The organism is Streptomyces sp. NPDC097129 (genome assembly GCF_055668065.1).
Genome location: NZ_JBVOQE010000010.1, coordinates 105,797 through 128,213, shown reverse-complemented (window position 1 = coordinate 128,213; position 22,417 = coordinate 105,797). Strand labels below are relative to the sequence as shown.

The window sequence follows — 22,417 nt, the reverse complement described above, 5'->3', positions numbered from 1 at the left end:
GCCGAAACTCCGTGGTGAGGGCCCGTCCGCTCTGCCAGGATCCCGTCATGACCGACACCCCGCCGCTCGCCGAGGGCTACGAGATCTCCACCGACCCCGCCCGTCTCGACGTCGCCCGCGTGCACCACTGGCTGTCCACGGACGCCTACTGGGCGCTCGGCCGGGCGCGCGAGAAGCAGGAGAGCGCCATCGCGGGTTCGCTCAACTTCGGCGTGTACGACATCGCGTCGGGGGAGCAGGTCGCCTACGCCCGCGTCATCACCGACGGGGCCACCTTCGCCTGGCTGTGCGACGTGTACGTCGACCGCTCGGTGCGCGGCAAGGGCATCGGTACGGCGCTGGTCTCCGCCGTACGCGAGCACCTGCGGCCGTACGGTATGAAGCGGATCCTGCTCGCCACGCACGATGCGCACGGGGTCTACGAGAAGATCGGTTTCCGGCCACTGGACCGGCCGGACCAGTGGATGGCGCTCAGCTTCGGTTGACGTGCCGCCGTCGCGCCGGCTGCTCGCCGCGTGGCCGGCTCAGCCGGTGCGGCTGTAGTCCGTGGTCAGCACCAGGTCCTTGGCGGGGCCGCGCACCCGCCACACCGTCCGCCACTCCCCGGCGTCGCGCACGGTGAACTCGCCCCGGTAGAGGTCGGCCGCGCACGGATGGCCGGCGACATGCCGGCCGTCGGTGAGGTCCAGGTCGTGGAAGAACCGGCCGTCGGCGAAGCGCACCTCGGCCGTGCCGGGGGCGCCGCCGGGCAGGAACCGCAGTGTGCGCTCGGCGGGGCGGGCGACGCCCTGCCAGAGGAACGTGCCGGACTCGACGTGCAGCAGCCCCCGGCCGTCGAGCCGTTCGAAGGCCGTCGTGCCCGTGAACCGGCCCTCGGCGCCGCTCGCCAGGTCGCGCACCGACCGTTCGACCTGCCAGTTCCCGGCCAGGTAGGCCAGTACGTCAGGAACCGGCCAGAACTCACCCATCACGCCGTTCTCCGTGGTTGCCGCACGACCCATTGACGCGTACGCGCCCCCTCCCTATCTTGCCGTTCGAAGTGATGATCATCGTCTGATATTTCGAACATCTCCCCCGGAGCAAGAGCCGCGGAGTATCCATGCCACGCACCCGCTTCAGACTCGGTCTCGGCGTCACCGCCCTGCTGGCGGCGTCGGCGCTGCTGCCGGTCGACGCGCAGGCCGCCCCGGTCACCGACTACACGATCACCGTCGACCCCGCCGCGCGGGGCGCCGCGATCGACGACACGATGTACGGCGTCTTCTTCGAGGACATCAACCGCGCCGCCGACGGCGGTCTGTACGCCGAACTCGTGCAGAACCGGTCCTTCGAGTACTCCACCGCCGACAACCGCTCCTACACCCCGCTCACCGCCTGGACGGTCGACGGCAGCGCGCAGACGCTCGACGACGACGGCCGCCTGAACGACCGCAACCGCACCTACCTCTCCCTGGCGGCCGGCTCCTCGGTCACCAACGCCGGCTACAACACGGGCATCCGCGTCGAGGCCGGCCAGAAGTACGACTTCTCGGTCTGGGCCCGCGCCGCGAGCGGCACCACCCTCACCGTCGGCCTCCAGGACACCGCCGGCCCGCTGGCGAGCGCCCGCAAGGCCGCCGTCCGGGGCGGCTGGGCCAAGTACACCGCCACCTTCACCGCCGGCCGCACCAGCAGTTACGGCCGGCTCACCGTCGCCACCTCGGACGCCGCCGCGCTCGACATGGTCTCGCTCTTCCCCCGCGACACCTACCGGCACGAGCCCAACGGGCTGCGCAAGGACCTGGCCGAGAAGGTCGCGGCGCTGCACCCGGGCTTCGTCCGCTTCCCCGGCGGCTGCCTGGTCAACACCGGCTCCATGCAGGACTACAGCGAGGCCTCCGACTGGCAGCGCAACCGCGCCTACCAGTGGAAGGACACCGTCGGGCCGGTCGAGCAGCGGGCCACCAACGCCAACTTCTGGGGCTACAACCAGAGTTACGGACTCGGCTACTACGAATACTTCCGCTTCGCCGAGGACATCGGCGCCATGCCGCTGCCCGTGGTGCCCGCCCTGGTGACCGGCTGCGGCCAGAACAAGGCCGTCGTGGACGACGCGCTGCTCAAGCGGCACATCCAGGACACCCTCGACCTGATCGAGTTCGCCAACGGCCCGGCCACCTCCCCCTGGGGCAAGGTCCGGGCCCGGATGGGCCACCCGAAGCCCTTCCACCTCACCCACCTCGAGGTCGGCAACGAGGAGAACCTGCCGAACGAGTTCTTCGCCCGCTTCCAGCAGTTCCGCACCGCGATCCAGGCGGCGTACCCGGACGTGAAGGTGATCTCCAACTCGGGCCCGGACGACAGCGGCACCACCTTCGACACCGCCTGGAAGCTGAACCGCGAGGGCCACGTCGACCTGGTCGACGAGCACTACTACAACAGCCCGCAGTGGTTCCTGCAGAACAACGACCGCTACGACTCCTACGACCGCCAGGGGCCGAAGGTCTTCCTCGGCGAGTACGCCTCCCAGGGCAACGCCTGGCAGAACGCCCTGTCCGAGGCCGCGTACATGACCGGCCTGGAACGCAACGCCGACGTCGTCAAGCTCGCGTCCTACGCGCCGCTGTTCGCCAACGAGGACGCCGTGCAGTGGCGGCCCGACCTGGTGTGGTTCAACAACCACGCCTCCTGGGGCTCGGCCAACTACGAGGTCCAGAAGCTGTTCATGAACAACACCGGCGACCGGGTCGTCCCGTCGGCGGCCTCGGGCACGCCGAACGTGAGCGGCCCGATCACCGGCGCGATCGGCCTGTCGACCTGGGCGACCAGCGCGGCGTACGACGATGTGAGGGTCAGCGCGGCCGACGGCAGCGCCCTGTTCGGTGACGACTTCTCCGGTGACGCGTCGCAGTGGACCCACACCGGGGGCGGCAGCTGGACCGTCCAGGACGGCCAGTACCTGCAGACGGACGCGACGGCCGAGAACACCATGGTCCAGGCCGGCGACCCCGCCTGGCACGACTACGACCTGCACGTGAAGGCCACCAAGAAGTCCGGCAAGGAGGGCTTCCTCGTCGCCTTCGGCGTCAAGGACACGGGCAACTACTACTGGTGGAACCTCGGCGGCTGGAACAACACCCAGTCCGCCGTCGAGCAGGCCACCGACGGCCGCAAGAGCACACTGCTCACCAAGCCCGGGTCCATCGACACGGGCCGCGCCTACGACCTCGACATCAAGGTGCGCGGCCGCCAGGTCACCCTCTTCCTGGACGGGCAGCAGTGGGGCAGCTTCACCGACGACAAGCCGGCCGAGCCGTTCCGTCAGGTCGTGACGCGGGACGCGGCCACCGGTGACCTGATCGTCAAGGTGGTCAACGCCCAGGACACGGCCGCCCGCACCGCGCTCGACCTGGGCGGGGCGAAGGTCGCCTCCCGGGCGACGGCCACGACCCTCGCGGCGGCGCCGGACGCGGTGAACAGCGAGACGAACACGCCGGTCACCCCGGTGACGTCGACGGTGACGGGGGTCGCCGCGAGATTCACGTACACCTTCCCGGCGAACTCGGTCACCTTCCTGCGGATCAGGCAGAGGTAGCCGGGACCCCGCCCGTCACGCCGAGGCGGCGGGGGATTCCTGCGGGGGCTGCTGGCCGACGGGCAGCAGCCCCCGCTCCGCGAACACCTTCTTCGCGACGAACGTGGCGTTCAGGGCCCGGGGGAAACCGCAGTACCCGGCGGAGTGCAGCATCGCCTCGACGATCTGCTCGGGCGTGAGGCCCACGTTCAGGGCCGCGTTGACGTGCACCTCCAGCTGGGGTTCGCAGCCGCCGAGCGCGGTGAGCATGCCGAGGGTGACCAGCTGGCGGTCGCGCGGCGCGAGCTGCGGCCGGTCGTAGATCTCCCCGAAGCCCCAGGCGACGATCTGGTGGCCGAGCTCGGGGCTGATCTCGGCGAGCGAGTCGATGACCCGCTGGCCGCCCTCGCCGTCGACACGCCTGAGAACCTCCAGGCCATGGGTGAAGCGCTCGTCACGGGTGGTGCTGTGCTGGTTGGTCATGACCAGAACAGTAGGAGTTGGAGCACGCTCCAACGCAAGGCCCGGCACGCGAGCCGTCATCCGAAGGGGCCGGCCGCCCGAGGGCGGGCGGGCGCGCCGTCCACCGCGCCGGGCGCGACCTCGACGAGCGCCGCACCGGCCTGCGCCACGCCCCGGGCTCGCGCTCGGTGAGCCCAGTACGGCGGCACGCTGAGCCCCCGCCGCGCCGCGCGCGCGATCACCCGCAGCGCGAAGTCCTTCGCCGCCTCCCGCTCCGCCGCCGTCCGCATAGTGATTCATGGCGTTGCATAAACGTGCAATGCTGCGTATAGTCATGCCATCCACGAGGGAGGATTCCATGGCAGTACGCGCGGCAGTCGCCGGAGCGAGCGGATACGCAGGCGGGGAGCTGCTGCGCCTGCTCCTGGCCCATCCCGAGATCGAGATCGGCGCCCTCACCGGCAACTCCAACGCGGGCCAGAAGCTGGGCGCGCTCCAGCCGCACCTGCTGCCGCTCGCCGACCGCACCCTCGCCGAGACCAGCGCCGGCACCCTCGCCGGGCACGACGTCGTCTTCCTCGCCCTGCCGCACGGCCAGTCCGCCGCCGTCGCCGAGCAGCTCGGCCCGGACGTCCTCGTCGTCGACATGGGCGCCGACTTCCGGCTGAAGGACGCCGCCGACTGGGAGACGTTCTACGGCTCCCCGCACGCCGGCACCTGGCCGTACGGCCTCCCCGAGCTTCCGGGCGGCCGCGCCGCGCTGGCCGGGGCCCAGCGCATCGCGGTCCCGGGCTGCTACCCCACCGCGGTCTCCCTCGCCCTCTTCCCGGCGTACGCCGCCCAGCTCGCCGAGCCCGAGGCCGTGATCGTCGCCGCCTCCGGCACCTCCGGCGCGGGCAAGGCGCCCAAGCCGCACCTGCTGGGCAGCGAGGTCATGGGCTCCATGACGCCGTACGGCGTCGGCGGCGGCCACCGGCACACCCCGGAGATGATCCAGAACCTCAGCGGCGCGGCGGGCGAGCGGGTCTCGGTCTCCTTCACGCCGACCCTCGCGCCGATGCCCCGCGGCATCCTCGCCACGTGCAGCGCGAAGGCCCTCCCCGGCGTCACCGCGCAATCCGTCCGCGCCGCCTACGCCAAGGCCTACGCCGACGAGCCCTTCGTCCACCTGCTGCCCGAGGGCCAGTGGCCGGCGACCGCGTCCGTCCACGGTTCCAACGCCGTGTCGGTGCAGGTCGCGTACGACGAGGCCGCCGGGCGGATCATCGCGATCAGTGCCATCGACAACCTGACCAAGGGCACCGCGGGCGGTGCCGTACAGAGCATGAACATCGCCCTCGGGCTCGACGAGACCACGGGGCTGACGACGATCGGAGTTGCGCCGTGAGTGTGACGGCAGCGAAGGGATTCACGGCCGCGGGCATCGCCGCCGGGATCAAGGAGAACGGCAACCCCGACCTGGCCCTCGTGGTCAACACCGGCCCCCGCCGCGCCGCCGCCGGCGTCTTCACCTCCAACCGCGTCAAGGCCGCCCCCGTGCTGTGGTCCGAGCAGGTCCTGAAGTCCGGGCAGCTCACCGCCGTCGTCCTCAACTCCGGCGGTGCCAACGCCTGCACCGGCCCCAAGGGCTTCCAGGACACCCACGCCACCGCCGAGAAGGCCGCCGAGGTGATCGGCTGCGGCGCCGGCGAGGTGGCCGTGTGCTCCACCGGCCTCATCGGCCTGCTGCTCCCCATGGACAAGGTCCTCAGCGGGGTCGAAACGGCGGCCGCGTCCCTGAGCGAGCACGGCGGCGAGAAGGCCGCCATCGCCATCAAGACCACCGACACGGTCCACAAGACCTCCGTGGTGACGAAGGACGGATGGACCGTCGGCGGCATGGCCAAGGGCGCCGGCATGCTCGCCCCCGGCCTCGCCACCATGCTGGTCGTCGTCACCACCGACGCCGACCTCGACAGCGACACCCTGGACCGGGCCCTGCGCGACGCGACCCGGGTCACCTTCGACCGGGTCGACTCCGACGGCTGCATGTCCACCAACGACACGGTCCTGCTGCTGGCCTCCGGCGCCTGTGGCGTCACCCCGGAGTACGCCGAGTTCGCCGAGGCCGTCCGCACCGTCTGCGCCGACCTGGGGCGGCAGCTCATCGGCGACGCCGAGGGCGCCAGCAAGGACATCAAGGTCGAGGTGATCAACGCCGCGACCGAGGACGACGCCGTCGAGGTGGGCCGCACCATCGCCCGCAACAACCTCCTCAAGTGCGCCATCCACGGCGAGGACCCCAACTGGGGCCGCGTCCTGTCCGCGATCGGCACCACCGCCGCCGCCTTCGAGCCGGACCGGCTCAACGTCGCCATCAACGGCGTGTGGGTCTGCAAGAACGGCTCCGTCGGCGAGGACCGCGAGAAGGTCGACATGCGCTACCGCGAGGTGCACATCGTCGCCGACCTCGCCGCGGGCGAACAGACCGCCACGATCTGGACCAACGACCTCACCGCCGACTACGTCCACGAGAACAGCGCCTACTCGTCATGACATCCACCCGGAAGCACACCGCGCTGCCCAAGGCGCAGATCCTCATCGAGGCGCTGCCCTGGCTGACCCGGCACAACGGCAAGACCGTCGTCATCAAGTTCGGCGGCAACGCCATGGTCGACGAGGAGCTGAAGGCCGCCTTCGCCAAGGATGTCGTCTTCCTCCACCACGCCGGCCTCAAGCCGGTCGTCGTGCACGGCGGCGGCCCGCAGATCAGCGCCGCCCTCGACCGGCACGGCATCGTCAGCGAGTTCAAGGCCGGCCTGCGCGTCACCACCGAGGACGCCATGGACGTCGTACGGATGGTGCTGGCCGGGCAGGTGCAGCGCGAGCTGGTCGGGCTGCTCAACCAGCACGGCCCGCTCGCCGTCGGCCTGACCGGTGAGGACGCGCACACCATCACCGCCACCAAGCACACCCCTCAGATCGACGGCGAGCGCGTCGACATCGGCCGCGTCGGCGAGATCACCGACATCGACACCGGCGCGATCGAGGCGCTGCTCGCCGACGGCCGCATCCCGGTCGTGTCGTCGATCGCCCGTTCCCAGGACGACGGACATGTCTACAACGTCAATGCTGATACGGCGGCTGCGGCACTCGCTGCGGCACTGGGCGCCGAAACCCTCATGGTCCTCACCGACGTCGAGGGTCTCTACGAGGACTGGCCGAACTCCGACGAGGTGATCAGCCGCCTCACCGCTTCCCAACTGGAGAAGCTGCTGCCGGAGTTGAGCTCCGGCATGGTCCCGAAGATGGAGGGCTGCCTGCACGCCGTGCGCAACGGCGTGACGACGGCCCGCGTCATCGACGGCCGCGTCCAGCACTCGATCCTGCTGGAGATCTTCACGGACGAGGGCATCGGCACCATGGTCGTGCCCGACTCGGACACCGAGGGGGAGTCATGAGCAACCAGGAGATGACCGCGCGATGGCAGGGCGCGCTCATGAACAACTACGGCACCCCGCGGCTGCCCCTCGTCCGCGGTGAGGGCATGGCGGTCTGGGACGCCGACGGCACCCGCTACCTGGACTTCGTCGGCGGCATCGCCACCAACGCCCTCGGCCACGCGCACCCCGCGATCGTCGAGGCCGTCAGGCGGCAGATCGGCTCCCTCGGCCACATCTCCAACTTCTTCATGGCCGAGCCCACGCTCGCGCTCGCCGAGCGGCTGCTGACGCTCTTCGGCCGCGAGGGCCGGGTCTTCTTCTGCAACTCCGGCGCCGAGGCCAACGAGGCCGCCTTCAAGATCGGCCGGCTGACCGGGCGGACCCATGTCGTCGCCACGGACGGCGGCTTCCACGGCCGCACCATGGGCGCGCTGGCCCTCACCGGCCAGCCCGCCAAGCAGGACCCCTTCCGGCCGCTGCCCGGCGACGTCACCCACGTCCCCTACGGCGACGCCCAGGCGCTCGCGGCCGCGGTGACCGAGGAGACGGCCCTGGTCATCATCGAGCCCGTCCAGGGCGAGAACGGTGTCGTCGTGCCGCCCGCCGGCTATCTGAAGGCGGCCCGCGCGATCACGGCGGCCACCGGCGCCCTGCTCGTCCTCGACGAGGTGCAGACCGGCACCGGCCGTACCGGGCACTGGTTCGCCTACCAGGCCCACGAGGGCGTCCTGCCCGATGTCGTCACCCTCGCCAAGCAGCTCGGCGGCGGCCTGCCGCTGGGCGCCACCGTCGCGTTCGGGCGGGCCGCGGAGCTGCTCCAGCCCGGTCAGCACGGCACGACCTTCGGCGGCAACCCCGTCGCCTGCGCCGCGGGCCTGGCCGTCCTCGACACCATCGAGAACGAGGGTCTGCTGGAGAACGTCAAGCGGCAGGGCGAGAAGCTGCGCACCGGAATCGAGGCCCTCGGCCACCCCTTGATCGGTCATGTCCGGGGAGCGGGACTTCTCCTGGGTATCGTGCTCACCGGGCCGCACGCACAGCAGGTGCAGCGGGTGGCCCAGGAGGCCGGGTTCCTGTTGAACGCGCCCGCCGCCGACGTCGTACGGCTGATGCCCGCGCTGAACCTGGGCGACGACGAGGTGGAGGCGTTCCTCGGGGCGCTGCCCGGCATCCTGGAGCAGGCCTACGGGGACGGACGATCCGGAGAATGAGACGACGATGAGTCAGGCGCAGGAGCACGAGAACGGCACCGCCGGGCCTGCTGTGCCGCAGACCCGCACCGCACGCCACCGCCGGATCGTGGACATCCTCAACCGGCAACCGGTGCGGTCGCAGAGCCAGTTGGCCAAGCTCCTCGCCGACGACGGGCTGAGCGTCACGCAGGCGACGCTCTCCCGGGACCTCGACGAGCTGAACGCGGTGAAGATCCGCAACACCGACGGCGACCTCATCTACGCGGTGCCCAGTGAGGGGGGTTTCCGGACCCCCCGGGCGCCGCTGGGGGGGTCCGCCAAGGAGGAGCGGATGCGCAGGCTGTCGCAGGAGCTTCTGATCTCCGCGGAGGCGTCCGCGAACCTCGTGGTCCTGCGCACCCCTCCGGGGGCCGCGCAGTTCCTGGCCTCGGCCATCGACCAGGCCGAGCTGCACGACATCCTCGGGACGATCGCCGGGGACGACACGCTGCTGCTGATCAGCCGGGAGCCCGCGGGCGGCCAGGCGCTGGCGGACCACCTGCTGCGGCTGGCGCAGAACGGGCACTGACCCCCTGCACCGTCCGGCCCGGCGGCGGAGAATGGGCGTGTGATCCTCCGCTGCGGGCGGGCAATCCCCTGGCGGCCGGCGACCGTATACAGAGATGTGTCGGGTTTCCGGTTCCCCCTGGGCCGTCTCCCGGACGAGGCTGTGCTGTCCGGGCTGGCCACCGGTGACCCGGAACTCGCCGTCACCTTCGTGCGGAGGTTCCAGCACCGGGTGTTCGGGGTGGCCATGGCCGTCACCGGGGATCCCCAGCTCGCGGAGGACGTCGCCCAGCAGACGTTCGAGCGCGCCTGGCGTCATGCGCAGATCTACGACTCGCGGCGCGGCTCGGTCACGACCTGGCTGACGGCCATCGCGCACAACCTCGCCGTCGACGCCGTCCGCGCGCGGCGGACCGAGCCGGTGGCGCCCGAGGACCTCGACGCCCTCCTCGGCGTCGTCACCGAGACCCCCGAGCGCTGGGCCCTGGCCGACGAGGCCTCGTCCCAGCTCCGGGCCGCCGTGGCGCGGCTGCCGCGGGGACAGGCCCGGGCCCTGGTGATGGCGGGGATCTACGGGATGACGGCCCAGCAGATCGCCGACGCGGAGGCGATCCCGCTCGGTACGGCCAAGACGAGGATCAGGGCAGCGATGGCGAAGCTGCGCACCACACTTGCGTCTCCGGAGCGAGGCGGCCATGGCCAGTGATGTGACCTGCGAATCGATGCGGGAGTACGGCGCCGAACTGGCGCTCGGGGTGCTGTCCGGCCGGGAGCGGGCCGAGGCGGTCGGCCATCTGGAGCGGTGTGCGGGCTGCCGGGAGTACGTCCGGCAGCTGACCCTCGTCGGCGACAGGCTGGTCGGCCTGCTCCCGGACCGCGAGCCGCCGCTCGGCTTCGAGACCGGGGTGGCGCGCAGGCTGCCCCAGGGCACGACGGCGTACGAGGGGCGCCCGAACGTCCGCGGGGCCGTGCTCGCGCACCACGGGCTGCGCGGGCGCGTCCGCCGGGCCCGGCTGCGGCTCGTGGCGGTCGCGGCGGGGCTCGCGCTCGCCTTCGGGTTCGCCGGCTGGGCGATCGGCACGACCGTGGACGGCCGCACCGCCTCGGCCCTGCCCGCCGCGGAGTCGGAACCCATGCTGGTCGGGGACATGACCTCGGCCGCCGCGGACGGCGGGCAGCCCGCCGGCGAGATCTACGCCCATCCCGGCGCCCCCGGCTGGGTCTTCGTCTCCGTCGATCTCGCGGGCCGAGGCGGCGCGTACGACGGCAGGGTGGACTGCCTCCTGGAGCGTGCGGACGGCACGACGGTCAAGGTGGGTGACTTCACCCTGCGGGACGGACGCGGACACTGGGGTGTGGCCGCCCGCGTCGACCCCGCGGTGATCTCCGGCGCCCGCCTGACGTCCCCGGACGGCACCGTCCTCGCCACGGCCCGCCTGCAGACGGGCCGCGTCGTGACCAGCGCGGACTGATGGCGGACTGACGGCGCGGGCTGATGGCCCGGGTGTGCCGGTTCCGGGCGTCAGGCGGGGCGCCGCCGGCCGCGCGGCGACGCCTCCAGCGCGGCGGCCAGTTCGGTGACCGTCGGCCGGTCGGCCGCGTCCGGCCGCAGGCAGGCGTCGACGGCGGCGGCGAGCGCGGGAGGCAGACGCCGCCGGGACCCGACCGTCGGGGCACTCCGTTCCGCTTGCCGGAACCGCTCGTCGTGGCCGTGGCCGTAGCCGTCGTCGCTGTCGCTGTCGCCGTCGTCACCGTCGTGGCCGTCCGCCGGGGCCGAGGCCCTGCCGCAGTCGAACGGCAGGTCACCGCAGGCGAACTCGAACAGGGTGATGCCGATGCCCCACACGTCGGCGGCGGCCGTGAGCGGTCCGCCGCGGCCCTGCTCCGGGGACAGGTAGCAGCACGTGCCGAGCCCGGCGGGGGCCGTCCCCGGTGGCCGGGCGACGCTCAGGTCCAGCACTTTGGCGTGACCGCGGTCCACCACCACGTTGGACGGCTTGAGATCCAGGTGCAGCAGGCCCCGGCCATGCAGATAGTGGACCGCGGAGCACAACTGCACCCCGAGAAGCGCCACGTCGGCGGCGGCCGGCCGGCGCCGCAACCGGTCCAGCAGGTGGGACAGCGTCTCACCGGTCAGGGTCTCCAGGACGACCAGCGGCTCGGGCGCGTCGAACGTCTCGTAGGCGCGGGCCAGATGCGGATGGGTGAACTCCCGAAGCCACCGGCCCTCCCGCAGCAGCCGTATGCGCAGCCGCTCCTCGTCCCGGCGGTCGGGGCGCACCACCTTGATCACGCACCGGCAGGCCCGTTCCTCGCTCCAGGCGTCGTACACGTCGAGCCAGCCCGTGCGGGTCAGGTGCGCCAGGATCTCGTAGCCCGGGACCGGGCGGGCGCCCTGCGCCAGGGGCGGGGCGACTCGGGCCGGGGCGGCGCTCATGACAGCACCGTCCCCGCCGCCGGGACGCCGGTGACGGTACTGAGCCGGTGCAGCCGGGCGTAGGTCCCGTCGCGCCGGAGGAGGTCGTCATGGGTGCCGTCTTCGACCACCCGGCCGTGGTCGAGCACCACGATGCGGGTGGCGTCGCGGACGGTCAGCAGGTTGTGGGAGATGACCACGGTGGTGCGCCCGGCCATGAGCCGGCGCAGCGGGTCCATGATCCGCCGGCCCGAGCCGGCGTCGAGCCCGGTGGTCGGTTCGTCCAGCAGGAGCACGGGCGCGTCCCTGATCATCGCGCGGGCGATCGCCAGACGCTGGCACTGCCCACCGGACAGGGTGCGGCCGCGCTGGCCGACCATCGTGTCGTAGCCCTCCGGGAGCCGCTCGACGAACTCGTGCGCGTCCGCCGCCCGCGCCGCCGCGACGACGTCCGCGTCCGTGGCCCCGGGCCGGCCGTAGGCGATGTTCTCCCGTACGGTGCCGTGGAGGACGAGCGTCTCCTGCAGCACCACCGCGACGTTCTCCCGCACGTCGGACAGGCGCAGCTCCCGCAGGTCGGCGCCGTCGAGGCGGACCGCGCCCCGGTCGGGGTCGTAGAACCGCAACTGGAGCTTGGCGACGGTCGACTTGCCGGCGCCGCTGGCCCCGACCAGCGCCAGTGTCTCCCCGGGCGCCACATGGAAGGACACCTCCGACAGGGCCGGGTCACAGGCGCCGGGATAACGGAAGCAGACGCCGTCGAACTCCACCTCGCCCCGCGCCCGGCGGATGCGGCGGGCGCCGGCGGCGTCGCTGACCTGGGGTTTCTGGTCCAGCAGTTCGATGATCCGCTCGGCCGAGGCGGAGGCCGTGTAGAAGGTCGTGCCCAGGCGGGACAGGCCGCGCACCGGGCTGTACATCTTGCCGATCAGTGCCAGGAAGACCAGCAGTTCGCCCAGCGTCAGCTGCCCCTGGGCGAGCTTCCACGTGCCCAGGCCCATGACCGCGAGGCCGCCGGACACCTCGATGATCTCGACGACGGGACCGTACACGGCGCGGATGCGGGCCGATGCCATCGCCGCCCGGAACCTGCCGAGACTCTCCCGCTCGAACCGCTGCTGCTCCCAGCCCTGCCGGTTGTACGCCTGCACCAGGGCCACGTTGCTCAGCGACTCCTCGGCGATCGCGCTGATCGCGCCGCTGCGGCGCCTGCGCTCGCGTGACGCCTTCTTGACGAGCCGGGAGAAGTGCCGGGCGGCGCCCCAGAACAGCGGCACGATGACGAGGGCGAGCAGCGTCAGGTCCCAGCGCAGATAGAACAGCAGACCGAGGAAGACGCCCAGGCGGATCACGTAGTACAGGGCATCCGCGACGCCCGAGAGCAGGAAGGTCTCGACCGCGTCGACATCGCCGGTGACCCGGGACAGTACGTCTCCGAGCCGCCGCCGCTCGAAGAAGCCGAGTGACAGGCCCTGGACGTGCCGGAAGACGTCGGAGCGCAGTGAGAGCAGGAACCGTTCGCTGACCCAGGTGGACGTCACGTCGTCGGCGAATCCCAGCAGGCCGGAGCAGAGGATCAGCCCCAGATAGACGGGGGCGATCCACAGGAACGGCCTGAGGTCCCGGGGAACGAGCACGTCGTCCACGACGATCTTGAACAGCCAGATCTCGGCCGCGTCGACGACCGGACCGACCAGGCTGAACAGGACCACGGGCACCAGCCAGCGCCGGCCACCGCGGGTGTAGGGCCAGAACCGCCGGAACACCTCGAGCGGGGGCAGGGCGGGCGCGGCCGCGACCACGGCGTCGGAGGACTCGCTCACCGACAGCAGGCGCCGCAGGACAGGCACCATGGCAGGCGTACTCGTGGGCCCGAAGGCGGAGCGGTCCGGACCCTTCGGGCCTCCGGTCCGCTCAGCCTTCGTGCCTCATCACTACTTGTTGCGGCCGTGGCCGTGGCGGCTGGTGTCTCCGTGGCCGCTGGTGCGGTCGTGACGGTGCCCGTGCCGCGTGGAGTCGTCCCTGGATGTGTCCTTCCCGTTCTTCCGGTGCTTGGCGGGCATGAGAGCGGTGAAGATAGCCATACCGTGCCTCCTGAAAGGTGCTCAGAGGGGATACGTGGCAGGGCCCGGGACGGATGGCGTTCCACGGTAAAAGTTCCACGGCAAAGAAGGAAAAAGAGGTCCAGGGGAAGGCAGGGGACGGCGGCGTCCGGCTCAGCCCAGCCGTGCCGCCAGCCCCCCGGTGCACCGGACTTCGTCGCCCGACGTGATCAGCAGCGCCTCCACTCCCGGCAGGGACTCCAGCCAGGGCAGGGCCGTCCGCGAGCCCATCGCGAAGGCCGCCGTCGCCCAGCAGTCCGCCCAGGTCAGGGAGGGCGCCGTCACCGTCACCGCCACCAGGTCCGTGACCGCCGGGCGGCCCGTGCGGGGGTCGACGATGTGGGCGCCGCGCTCCGCGGTGCCGGACGTGGCGACGGCCAGTGCGTCGGCGCCGGCCGCGGAGACCACCGCCGCCAGGCCGCCGGGGCGCAGCGGGTCCGCGACGCCGACCCGCCAGGGCCGGTCCGGGCCGGGCGAGCCGTACATCTGCACGTCCCCGCCGCCGTTGACGCTCACCCCGCTCGCCCCGGCCTGCGCCAGCACCCGTGCCGCGCGTTCGGCCGCCCAGCCCTTGACGATGCCGGTCGGGTCCAGGCGTCCCCGGTATCGCGGGCTGAACCAGCCGTCGCTGACCAGCTCCGCCTGCGCCGCCAGCTCCAGCACCTCGGCGACCTCGGGGTCGCAGGCGCCGACGGTCAGCTCGCCGCGCGCCAGCCGGGAGAGCTGGCTGTCCTCGCGGTAGGTGCTGAACACCTCGTCGGCCCGGTGCAGCCCGGCGACGGCCTCGTCGAGCGCGGCCCGGACGGCCTCGCCGTCCCCGCCGCGGACGTCGAAGGAGAAGACCGTCCCCATGACCTCCTCCGCCCGGCGCACCGCTGCGGGAGTCCCTGCGTCCATGCGTTCAGCCACCTGCCTTGTCCAGGGCCGACTGCAGCGACTGCCTGTACCCGGCGCTGGTGTACGTCGCGCCGGACACCGCGTCGATCCGCGCGCTGCCGGCCGCGACCGCCTCCTGGTTGAGCCGGGGCACGGCCAGTGCCGTCTTCTGGTCGCTGAGGCCGCCCTGGGGCGCTTGCACGGCCTCCGCCCGGGTGACGCGGCCACCGCTGACCGTGATCCGGACCTGCACCGGACCGTACTGGGTCTGCGCCGTCCCGCCGGTGACGGTCCGCGCCGCGGGGGCCGCCGGCCTGCCCTTGCCGGCCTTGTCCAGGGCCGACTGCAGCGACTGCCTGTACCCGGCGCTGGTGTACGTCGCGCCGGACACCGCGTCGATGTCCGCGCCGCCCGCCGTGACCGCCTCCCGGTTCAACCGGGGCACCGCCATCGCCGTGACCTGGTCGCTGTGGCCGCCCCTGGGCGCCTGCACCGCCTGGGCCCGGGTGATCCGGCCGCCGGAGACGGTGACGCGGACCTGCACGGCCCCGTACCGAGTGCGGGCCACGTCCCCGGTGACCGTGCCCGCCGCGGTGCCGCCCTGAGCGGACGGCTGCGCCGCGGGCGGCGGTGCGGCGACCGCGCCCGCCTGCGCCGACGCCGGGTCGGAGGCCGGTTTCAGCGTCAGCAGCAGGACGACACCGCAGACGGTGGCGGCACCGGCCAGCACGGTCCGCCGGACGGGGTGGTTCTTCCTCATCTGTGTGCAGCTCCCGCTCACATCTCGAAGGACTCGTGGTGGATACGACGGGCGGGCACGCCGGCGCCCCGCAGCGCCTCGTAGACGGACTGCGCGAACCCGGGCGGCCCGCACAGGAAGACATCGTGACGCTCCACGTCGGGGATCTTGCGGCGCAGCGACTCGGGCGAGATGTCGGGCCGCTCCCCGTCCGGGCTGTTCACGGCGTACATCAGCCGCGCCCCGCGCTCGTCGGCGATCGCCGCCAACTCGTCCCACAGAGCCAGGTCCTGCGTGCTGTTGGCCCGGTACAGCAGCGTGAGGTCGCCGGCCGCGCCGGGCAGCGTCTCGAACAGGGCCCGCATCGGCGTGATGCCGACACCGCCCGCCACCAGCAGCACCTTGCCCCGGCTGCGCCGCTGCGCGGTCAGCGCGCCGTAGGGCCCCTCCGCCCACACCCGGGTGCCCGGCGTCAGCTCGCGCAGCCGGGAGCTGTGGTCACCGATGGCCTTCACGGTGATCCGCAGCAGGCCGGGGCGCGGCGCCGCCGACAGCGAGTACGGGTGCGAGCTGAACCGCATCCCCGGCGCCAGGAACCGCCAGCGGAAGAACTGCCCGGCCTGCGCGCCGATGCGGTGCAGCCTGGTGCCGCTGATGAGGACCGACACGATGCCCGGCGTCTCCTCGATGACCGCCTCGACCCGCATACGGTGGCGCAGGTTGAGCCGGACCGGGGTGAGGACGCGGTACCAGAGCACCAGCGCGGTGACCGTGCCGTACAGCCCGTACCAGAAGGTCTTCGCGGCGGGTTCGACGGCGAAGTCGTTGCCGTCGCCGATCTGGTGCCAGAACGTCAGGAACACCGCCGCGTAGGTCAGCAGATGGACGTGGTACCAGGTGTCGTAGCCCAGCCTGCGGCGCACGCCGCCGGCCGACATCAGCCCGATGAGCAGCAGCAGACCGGTGCCGATCGCGGCCTTGCCCAGGTCGGGCAGCCCGGTGACCGAGTCGACCGTCTGCCGGACGATGTCCGTGACCGGCCTGCCCGCCTGGAGGGTGTAGCCCCACATGGTCAGGGCGATGTGCGCGAGCACCAGGCTGAGCGTGTAGCGGCCGCTCATCGCGTGCCAGCGCGCCACCCGGTCGGAGCCCACCCGCCGCTCCAGCGCGGGCACCCGCGCCATCTGCAGCACCACCAGCGCCATCAGGTAGCCGGCGAGCAGGCCGGTGATCCGGCCCGCGCCGAGGACCCTGCCGGTGTCGTCCGCGATGGACGGCGTGTTGCGCCACCACAGCCACAGCACGCCCGCCGCGCCCGCACCCACGGCGAACAGCAGCACGGCGGCGGGGGAGCGGCGCGGGCGGATACGGCGCATCGTCTGGCGGCGGGCGGCACGGCCGCCGGCGAGCGTGGTGCTCACGGTTCCTCCGGGGGGACGGGACCCTTGGCCCACACATACGGGCCGTCCCACGGGAGCGTTCAGAGGCCCGCCGAGTCCAGCGCCGACTGCAGCGACTGCTTGTAGCCGCCGCTGGTGTAGGTGGCGCCGGAGACGGAGTCGATGTCCGCGCTCTGCGCGTCCAGTGCCTCACGCCGCAGTTGGGGCAGGGCGTAGGCGTTGATCTCCTGGTCGCGCGGGTTGTCGGTGGGGTACGCGACCGCGGTGACGTCGGTGAGCTTGCCGCCGCTGACGGTGACCCGCACCTGGACGGGCCCCCAGCGGGTGTCGACCGACTCGCCGGTGGCGGTCTTCGTGCCCGTGGTGGTGCCGGCGCCGGGCTGCGCGGCCGAACTCGCGGCCGGCCGGGGCGAGCCGGCCGTGGCCGGCGCCGGAGTGGTGTGCGGCTTCAGCGACAGCATCAGCACCACCCCGGAGACGGTGGCGGCGCTCGCCAGCACGATCCGGCGCAGCGGACGGTTCTTCCTCAGTGCGTGCACTTCGCAGGCCTCACAGCTCGAACGACTCGTGGTGGATGCGCCGGTCCGGCACCCCGGCGGCGCGCAACTGCTCGTACACGTAACGGGCGAAGCCGTGCGGACCGCACAGATAGACGTCGTACGCGGCGAGGTCCCCGAACTCCGTCCGCAGGGCGGCGGCCGACAGGTCGGGGCGCTCGCCGTGCGGGCCGTTGAGGGCGTACCGCAGTCGGGCGCCGCGCCAGCGGGCCAGCGCCTCCAGCTCGCCGCCCAGCGCCAGGTCCTCCGCCCGGCGCGCCCGGTACAGCAGGGTCACCTCGCCCGGCAGCGTCTCGAACAGCGCGCGCAGCGGGGTGATGCCCACACCGCCCGCGATCAGCAGCGACTTCGCCGCCGTGCGCCGCTCGCCGGTCAGCGAGCCGTACGGCCCCTCCGCCCACACCCGGGTGCCCGGCCGCAGCACCGCCACGGCGGCGCTGTGCCCGCCGAGCGCCTTGACCGTGATCCGCATCCGGTCCGCACGCGGCGGCGCCGACAGGGAGTACGGCGTCGACGTCCACGCCAGCCCCGGAGCGAGGAACCGCCACCGGAAGAACTGCCCCGGCCGCGCCCCGAGTTCGTCCAGCCGCCGCCCGCGCACGACGACCGAGTACACGCCCGGCGCCTCGGCGTGCACGGACTCCACGCGCAGCCGGTGCCGGGAGTTGAGCCGCCACGGCGTCAGCAGACGGAACCACACCACCAGGGCGGCGGCCCCCAGATACAGCGCGTACCAGAAGGCGGTGGCGGCCGGCTTGCCGTTGAAGTCGTTGCCGAGGGTCAGCTGGTGACCGAATGCGAGGAAGACGGCGGCGTAGGTGAGCAGGTGGACGTAGTACCAGAACTCGTAGCCGGTGCGGCGGCGCACCGCGCGCGCCGAGGTGACGCCCACCGCGAGGAGGATCACCGTGCCGGCGGTGGCCTTCAGCATGTCGGGATAGTCCAGGACCACCGTCAGCGTCTCGTGCAGCAGCGAGGCGTGGTCCTGCGCGGCGTACCCGCTCAGGATCAGCGTGATGTGCGCGAGCAGCAGGCAGATCGTGTACCGGCCGGCCATGGCGTGCCAGCGGGCCACCCGGTCCGAGCCGATCCGCCGCTCCAGCAGCGGCACCCTGGCCATCAGCGCCACGAGCACCGCGCACGCGTACCCGCACAGCAGGCCCGCGATCCGCCCGGCCCCGGTCAGCCATCCCGCCGTACCGACCACGGACGCGGTGTCCGACCACCACAGCGCGATCACCGCCGCGACCCCCGCCCATATCGCGGCCAGCACGCCGGCCGCGGGGAAGGGCCGGGCGGGCGGCGCCACGGGCGGGGCCGCCCGCCGCTCGTCCACCGTCGTCATCAGTCGTGTCCTTTCGCCTGTCCGAAACGCAACTGTGCGGGGCGAACCTCTGAGGACCCTCTGAAACGGGGACCTCAGCGCGCACTCAAAGGAAACTCAGAGCCCCCGGCGACGCCCGCGGCCCGCGTCAGGGGCGATCCTGGAGGCAGCCATGAACACCATCACCCGCTCCGGCCGCCCCGCGCTCACCCGCCCCGACGGCACGCCCCTGCGCGTCCTCGTCGTCGACGACGACCCCGACCTCGCCGAGGTCCTCTCCGGCGCCCTGCGCTACGAGGGCTGGCAGATCCGCACGGCCGGCGACGGCGCGTCGGCGCTCACCGCCGCCCGCGAGCTGCTGCCCGACGCGGTCGTCCTGGACGTGATGCTCCCCGACACCGACGGTTTCGCCGTGCTGCGCGGCCTGCGCGCGGTCCGGCCGGACGTCTGCGTGCTGTTCCTCACCGCCCGCGACGCCGTGGAGGACCGCATCGCCGGCATCACCGCGGGCGGCGACGACTACGTCACCAAGCCGTTCAGCCTGGAGGAGGTCGTCGCCCGGCTGCGCGGCCTGCTGCGCCGCGCCGGCATGGCCCGCCAGAGCGAGGACGGGCCCCAGCTGGTCGTGGGCGACCTGGTCATGGACGAGGAGGCCCGCGAGGTCACCCGCGCCGGGGAGCTGATCGAGCTGTCCCCGACCGAGTTCGAGCTGCTGCGCTTCCTCATGCGCAACCCGCGCCGGGTGCTCAGCAAGGCCCAGATCCTCGACCGGGTCTGGTCGTACGACTTCGGCGGCCGCGCCCATGTCGTCGAGCTGTACATCTCCTACCTGCGCAAGAAGGTCGACGCCGGCCGGGACCCGATGATCCACACCGTGCGCGGCGCCGGATACGTGCTGAAGCCGGTGACGGCGTGAGGCCGCGCCTGCCCCGCCCGCGGACCGGGCGGCCGCCCCGGCGCCGGACCGCGCGCCTGCCCTGGCCGCGGACGCTGCGGGCCCGGCTCACCGCCGGTCTGGTGGTGCTGCTGGCGATCAGCTGCGCCGCGGTCGGGGTGGCCGCCGTCGTCGAACTGGACGGCTTCCTCACCCGCCGCCTCGACCAGCAGCTCACCGATGTCGGCAGCCGTTTCCCGTCCAGCCTGGAGCACGCCGGCCAGGTGCCGGACGACCACGACGGCGACGAGCACGGCGACACCCGCCGCCAGGCCACCGGCACCTTCGGCGCCCGCCTGCTGGACGGCACGGTCACCAACGCGGCCGTGGTCCGCTCCGGCGATACGACGACCGACCTCGGCGTGAACCTCACGCCCCGCGACGAGCGCACCCTTGCCGCCGTCCCGGTCGACGGCCACGGCCACAGCGTCCATCTGTCCGCGCTCGACGACTACCGGGTCATGGCGGGCCGCGGCCGGGACGGCGACGTGCTGGTCACCGGGCTGCCGCTGGAGCCCGTGGAAGCCGCGGTGCACCGCCTGGAGGCGGTCGCCGCGATCGTCTTCGGCGTCGCGCTCGCCGCGACGGGCGTGGCCGGGGCGCTGTGGGTGCGCTGGTCGCTGCGTCCGCTCAGCCGGGTCGCGGCGACCGCCACCCGGGTCAGCGAGCTGCCGCTGGCCAGCGGAGAGGTGGCTCTGCCGCCGCGGGCGCCGGAGTCCGACCCGCGCGGCGAGGTGGGGCGGGTCGCCGCCGCCTTCAACCGGATGCTCGGCCATGTCGAGGACGCGCTGACGAAACGGCACGCCAGCGAGGAGCGGCTGCGCCGCTTCGCCGCCGACGCCAGCCACGAGCTGCGCACCCCCGTCGCCTCGGTGCGCGGGCACGCGGAGCTGGCGCTGCTGCACCCCGGGCCGGTGCCGCCCGAGGTCGGCCGGGCCCTGGAGCGCATCGCCGCCGAGTCCTCCCGCATGGGCGAGATGGTCGACGAGATGCTGCTGCTGGCCCGCCTGGACGCGGGGCGCCCGCTGGAGAGCCACCCAGTCGACCTCACCCGGCTGGTGCTGGACGCGGTCACCGACGCCCGCGCCGCCGGCCCAGGCCACCGCTGGATGCTCGACCTGCCGGAGGAGCCGGTGACGGTCACCGGCGACGCCCACCGGCTGCAACAGGTGGTCGCCAACCTGCTGGCCAACGCGCGGGGCCACACACCCGCCGGCACGAAGGTCACCGTGTCCCTGACGTCCGACGGCCCGGAGGCGGTCCTCACCGTCCAGGACGACGGCCCCGGCATCCCCGCCGACCTCCAGCCGGACGTCTTCGAACGCTTCACCCGGGCCGACCACCGCCGCACCCACACCCCCGGCGGCGGCGCGGGCCTCGGCCTGTCGATCGTCTCGGCGGTGGTGAAGGCGCACGGCGGGAGCGTGGGGCTGGAGAGCCGCCCGGGCTCGACGGTGTTCACGGTGCGCCTGCCGGCCTGATCGGGGGCGCGGGGCCGTATCGATGTGCGGCTCCGCCGCGTGGGCGCACAGCACCTCAGTACCGCGTCACAGCCGTAACCCCGCTCACTGTCCCGACAGCGATGTGCGGCTTCCGACCCGGCACCACCCACCGCAGAATCCGCCGCATCGCATCCTCGGGCACGGACAGACAACCAGCAGTAGCCCCAGCCCCGTTGACATGCAAGAAGATGCCGGCGCCGCGCCCCCGCACCGGCGCCCGGTAGTTGAACCCGACGACGAGGGCGTAGGCGTACTGCGTGCGGTAGGACACCAGATGCTCGGCCTCCGCGGCCCGGCAGTCGGACGCGAGCGGCTCACTCCACCGGTTGTACGCACGCGAGCCGTTGTCCTGGCACCACCAGGAGTCCTGACGCACCCGGCGGTACGGCATCCGCGTACCGCCCGGCGCCGCTTTGACCCCGAAGGCGAACGGCAGCTCGTACAGCCCCGTCGGCGTCGTGTTCGTCCCCTGCCGCCGCGCCGCGCCCTCCACCAGCCCCCTCGCCCCGAACCGGGCCGGCGCGGAGCCCGCCCGCACCCACCGCTCGCCGCGCAGGTCCCACCAGCTGACCGTGCCCGTCGTCGAGCCGGTGCCCCGCGCCTGGGCGGTGATCAGCTGCGTGCCGCCGCCGGTGTCCCGCATCCGCTCGGGCAGGGGGACCTCGCCGCCGGGCGCGGCCCCGAGGACGACGGGCAGGGCCGCGCAGGCGAGGGCGGTGGCGACGACACGGGAGCGCATGGCTCAGACCGTAGACGGGGGCAACGGCAGCGGCAGCCCGGGTAGGCCGTCCAGGCTGGTCGCGATGTGCTCCTTCTTGGTGAAGTACGCGCTGAGCGAGGCGTCGTCCTCCCGGGCGAACCGCTTGCCGTGCAGGTCGCGGTCGGTGTCGTACGTCATGAACGGCACCGCGTATCCGCAGCTGTCGCGGACGAGTTCGGCGTGCACGACGACGACGGCGCGCAGGCCGTGCCGGGTGGGGTCGATGTCGGGGAAGCGGGCGAGCAGCTCCGGGAAGCGGGGGTCGTCGCGGAAGACGGGCTCGCCCCGGCCGTGCACGCGCACGATGTTCGGCGGACCCTGGAAGGCGCACCACATCAGCGTGATGCGTCCGTTCTCCCGCAGGTGGGCGATGGTCTCGGCGGTGGACCCGGCGAAGTCCAGATAGGCCACGGTGTGCTCGTCGAGCACCGCGAAGGAGCCCTTGAGGCCCTTGGGGGAGAGGTTGACCGTGCCGTCCTCCGCGAGAGGCGCGGTGGCGGTGAAGAAGATCGGCTGCTGCTCGATGAAGGCGCGGAGCCTGCCGTCGATACGTTCATAAGTCTTTCCCATGCCTAACGATTATGGTCCATGACCGTTCGACCGTCTAAGGAATTCGCCCGTCCGTTTCGGT

Annotated in this window: 24 protein-coding genes; 11 read left to right on the top strand and 13 right to left on the bottom strand. The window is 72.8% G+C overall.

All coding sequences use genetic code 11. The features are described from left to right. The first annotated feature begins 47 nt into the window (after positions 1-47). Entirely contained in the window at positions 48-485 is a 438-nt protein-coding gene (locus AC0B9F_RS27055) for a GNAT family N-acetyltransferase (RefSeq protein ID WP_472006949.1), read from the top strand. A gap of 39 nt (positions 486-524) precedes the next feature. Here the strand turns inward: AC0B9F_RS27055 and AC0B9F_RS27050 are convergent, their stop codons facing one another. Continuing rightward, positions 525-968, bottom strand: a complete 444-nt coding sequence (locus AC0B9F_RS27050; RefSeq protein ID WP_472006947.1) for a DUF6314 family protein — start codon at positions 966-968, stop codon at positions 525-527. A 131-nt stretch (positions 969-1,099) separates the two neighbouring features. Here AC0B9F_RS27050 and AC0B9F_RS27045 point away from each other — a divergent pair, with 131 nt between their 5' ends. Then, on the top strand, positions 1,100-3,574 hold the full coding sequence (locus AC0B9F_RS27045; protein ID WP_472006945.1) for an alpha-L-arabinofuranosidase C-terminal domain-containing protein: 2,475 nt from the start codon (positions 1,100-1,102) through the stop codon (positions 3,572-3,574). A gap of 15 nt (positions 3,575-3,589) precedes the next feature. On the opposite strand, the gene AC0B9F_RS27040 is transcribed toward AC0B9F_RS27045, so the two are convergent. Beyond that, positions 3,590-4,036 (bottom strand): carboxymuconolactone decarboxylase family protein, encoded by a 447-nt coding sequence (locus AC0B9F_RS27040; protein WP_472006943.1) that lies wholly within the window; start codon positions 4,034-4,036, stop codon positions 3,590-3,592. A gap of 56 nt (positions 4,037-4,092) precedes the next feature. Further along, the gene (locus AC0B9F_RS27035) at positions 4,093-4,305 is read right to left on the bottom strand and encodes a hypothetical protein (RefSeq protein ID WP_472006942.1); all 213 of its coding nucleotides are present in this window, start codon (positions 4,303-4,305) and stop codon (positions 4,093-4,095) included. Between the two features lie 68 nt (positions 4,306-4,373). On the opposite strand from AC0B9F_RS27035, the gene argC reads away from it, so the two are divergent. The 7 genes from argC (at position 4,374) to AC0B9F_RS27000 (ending at position 10,648) form a co-directional block, all read left to right on the top strand. Next, entirely contained in the window at positions 4,374-5,402 is a 1,029-nt protein-coding gene (gene argC / locus AC0B9F_RS27030; protein ID WP_472006940.1) for an N-acetyl-gamma-glutamyl-phosphate reductase, read from the top strand. Further along, positions 5,399-6,550: a bifunctional glutamate N-acetyltransferase/amino-acid acetyltransferase ArgJ gene (gene argJ, locus AC0B9F_RS27025; protein ID WP_472006938.1), complete on the top strand. Its 1,152-nt coding sequence runs from the start codon at positions 5,399-5,401 to the stop codon at positions 6,548-6,550. The genes argC and argJ overlap by 4 nt, the downstream gene beginning before the upstream one ends. Further along, on the top strand, positions 6,547-7,455 hold the full coding sequence (argB, locus tag AC0B9F_RS27020) for an acetylglutamate kinase (protein WP_472006936.1): 909 nt from the start codon (positions 6,547-6,549) through the stop codon (positions 7,453-7,455). Before argJ ends, argB begins: the two co-directional genes overlap by 4 nt. Continuing rightward, complete coding sequence (locus AC0B9F_RS27015) at positions 7,452-8,648, top strand: acetylornithine transaminase (protein WP_472006934.1); 1,197 nt, start codon at positions 7,452-7,454, stop codon at positions 8,646-8,648. Before argB ends, AC0B9F_RS27015 begins: the two co-directional genes overlap by 4 nt. Positions 8,649-8,655: 7 nt before the next feature. Continuing rightward, positions 8,656-9,198 (top strand): arginine repressor, encoded by a 543-nt coding sequence (locus tag AC0B9F_RS27010; RefSeq protein ID WP_472006933.1) that lies wholly within the window; start codon positions 8,656-8,658, stop codon positions 9,196-9,198. A 96-nt stretch (positions 9,199-9,294) separates the two neighbouring features. Further along, positions 9,295-9,882, top strand: a complete 588-nt coding sequence (locus AC0B9F_RS27005) for an RNA polymerase sigma factor (RefSeq protein ID WP_472006932.1) — start codon at positions 9,295-9,297, stop codon at positions 9,880-9,882. Continuing rightward, complete coding sequence (locus tag AC0B9F_RS27000; protein ID WP_472006930.1) at positions 9,872-10,648, top strand: hypothetical protein; 777 nt, start codon at positions 9,872-9,874, stop codon at positions 10,646-10,648. The genes AC0B9F_RS27005 and AC0B9F_RS27000 overlap by 11 nt, the downstream gene beginning before the upstream one ends. Before the next feature lie 50 nt (positions 10,649-10,698). Here the strand turns inward: AC0B9F_RS27000 and AC0B9F_RS26995 are convergent, their stop codons facing one another. From AC0B9F_RS26995 to AC0B9F_RS26960, 8 genes are all read right to left on the bottom strand, one after another. After that, the gene (locus AC0B9F_RS26995) at positions 10,699-11,613 is read right to left on the bottom strand and encodes a serine/threonine-protein kinase (RefSeq protein WP_472006929.1); all 915 of its coding nucleotides are present in this window, start codon (positions 11,611-11,613) and stop codon (positions 10,699-10,701) included. Then, complete coding sequence (locus AC0B9F_RS26990) at positions 11,610-13,445, bottom strand: ABC transporter ATP-binding protein (protein ID WP_472006928.1); 1,836 nt, start codon at positions 13,443-13,445, stop codon at positions 11,610-11,612. The genes AC0B9F_RS26995 and AC0B9F_RS26990 overlap by 4 nt, the downstream gene beginning before the upstream one ends. Before the next feature lie 81 nt (positions 13,446-13,526). After that, entirely contained in the window at positions 13,527-13,676 is a 150-nt protein-coding gene (locus tag AC0B9F_RS26985; RefSeq protein ID WP_472006927.1) for a hypothetical protein, read from the bottom strand. A gap of 132 nt (positions 13,677-13,808) precedes the next feature. Beyond that, entirely contained in the window at positions 13,809-14,591 is a 783-nt protein-coding gene (locus AC0B9F_RS26980) for an FAD:protein FMN transferase (protein ID WP_472006926.1), read from the bottom strand. Between the two features lie 4 nt (positions 14,592-14,595). Further along, positions 14,596-15,330 carry an FMN-binding protein gene (locus AC0B9F_RS26975; protein ID WP_472006924.1) on the bottom strand — a complete coding sequence of 245 codons (735 nt, stop codon included), beginning with the start codon at positions 15,328-15,330 and terminating at the stop codon, positions 14,596-14,598. Positions 15,331-15,347: 17 nt separating this feature from the next. After that, positions 15,348-16,730 carry a ferredoxin reductase family protein gene (locus AC0B9F_RS26970; protein ID WP_472006923.1) on the bottom strand — a complete coding sequence of 461 codons (1,383 nt, stop codon included), beginning with the start codon at positions 16,728-16,730 and terminating at the stop codon, positions 15,348-15,350. 59 nt (positions 16,731-16,789) lie between these two features. Further along, positions 16,790-17,248, bottom strand: a complete 459-nt coding sequence (locus AC0B9F_RS26965) for an FMN-binding protein (RefSeq protein WP_472006921.1) — start codon at positions 17,246-17,248, stop codon at positions 16,790-16,792. Positions 17,249-17,258: 10 nt separating this feature from the next. Continuing rightward, complete coding sequence (locus AC0B9F_RS26960; protein WP_472006920.1) at positions 17,259-18,611, bottom strand: ferredoxin reductase family protein; 1,353 nt, start codon at positions 18,609-18,611, stop codon at positions 17,259-17,261. 151 nt (positions 18,612-18,762) lie between these two features. Here AC0B9F_RS26960 and AC0B9F_RS26955 point away from each other — a divergent pair, with 151 nt between their 5' ends. Together AC0B9F_RS26955 and AC0B9F_RS26950 are read left to right on the top strand one after the other, a co-directional pair. Further along, the gene (locus AC0B9F_RS26955; RefSeq protein WP_472006918.1) at positions 18,763-19,506 is read left to right on the top strand and encodes a response regulator transcription factor; all 744 of its coding nucleotides are present in this window, start codon (positions 18,763-18,765) and stop codon (positions 19,504-19,506) included. Then, entirely contained in the window at positions 19,503-21,005 is a 1,503-nt protein-coding gene (locus AC0B9F_RS26950; RefSeq protein WP_472006916.1) for a sensor histidine kinase, read from the top strand. Before AC0B9F_RS26955 ends, AC0B9F_RS26950 begins: the two co-directional genes overlap by 4 nt. Before the next feature lie 55 nt (positions 21,006-21,060). Here AC0B9F_RS26950 and AC0B9F_RS26945 read toward each other — a convergent pair whose 3' ends face one another. After that, complete coding sequence (locus tag AC0B9F_RS26945; RefSeq protein WP_472006915.1) at positions 21,061-21,765, bottom strand: L,D-transpeptidase family protein; 705 nt, start codon at positions 21,763-21,765, stop codon at positions 21,061-21,063. A 3-nt stretch (positions 21,766-21,768) separates the two neighbouring features. Then, on the bottom strand, positions 21,769-22,356 hold the full coding sequence (locus AC0B9F_RS26940; RefSeq protein ID WP_472006914.1) for a pyridoxamine 5'-phosphate oxidase family protein: 588 nt from the start codon (positions 22,354-22,356) through the stop codon (positions 21,769-21,771). Positions 22,357-22,417 lie beyond the last annotated feature (61 nt).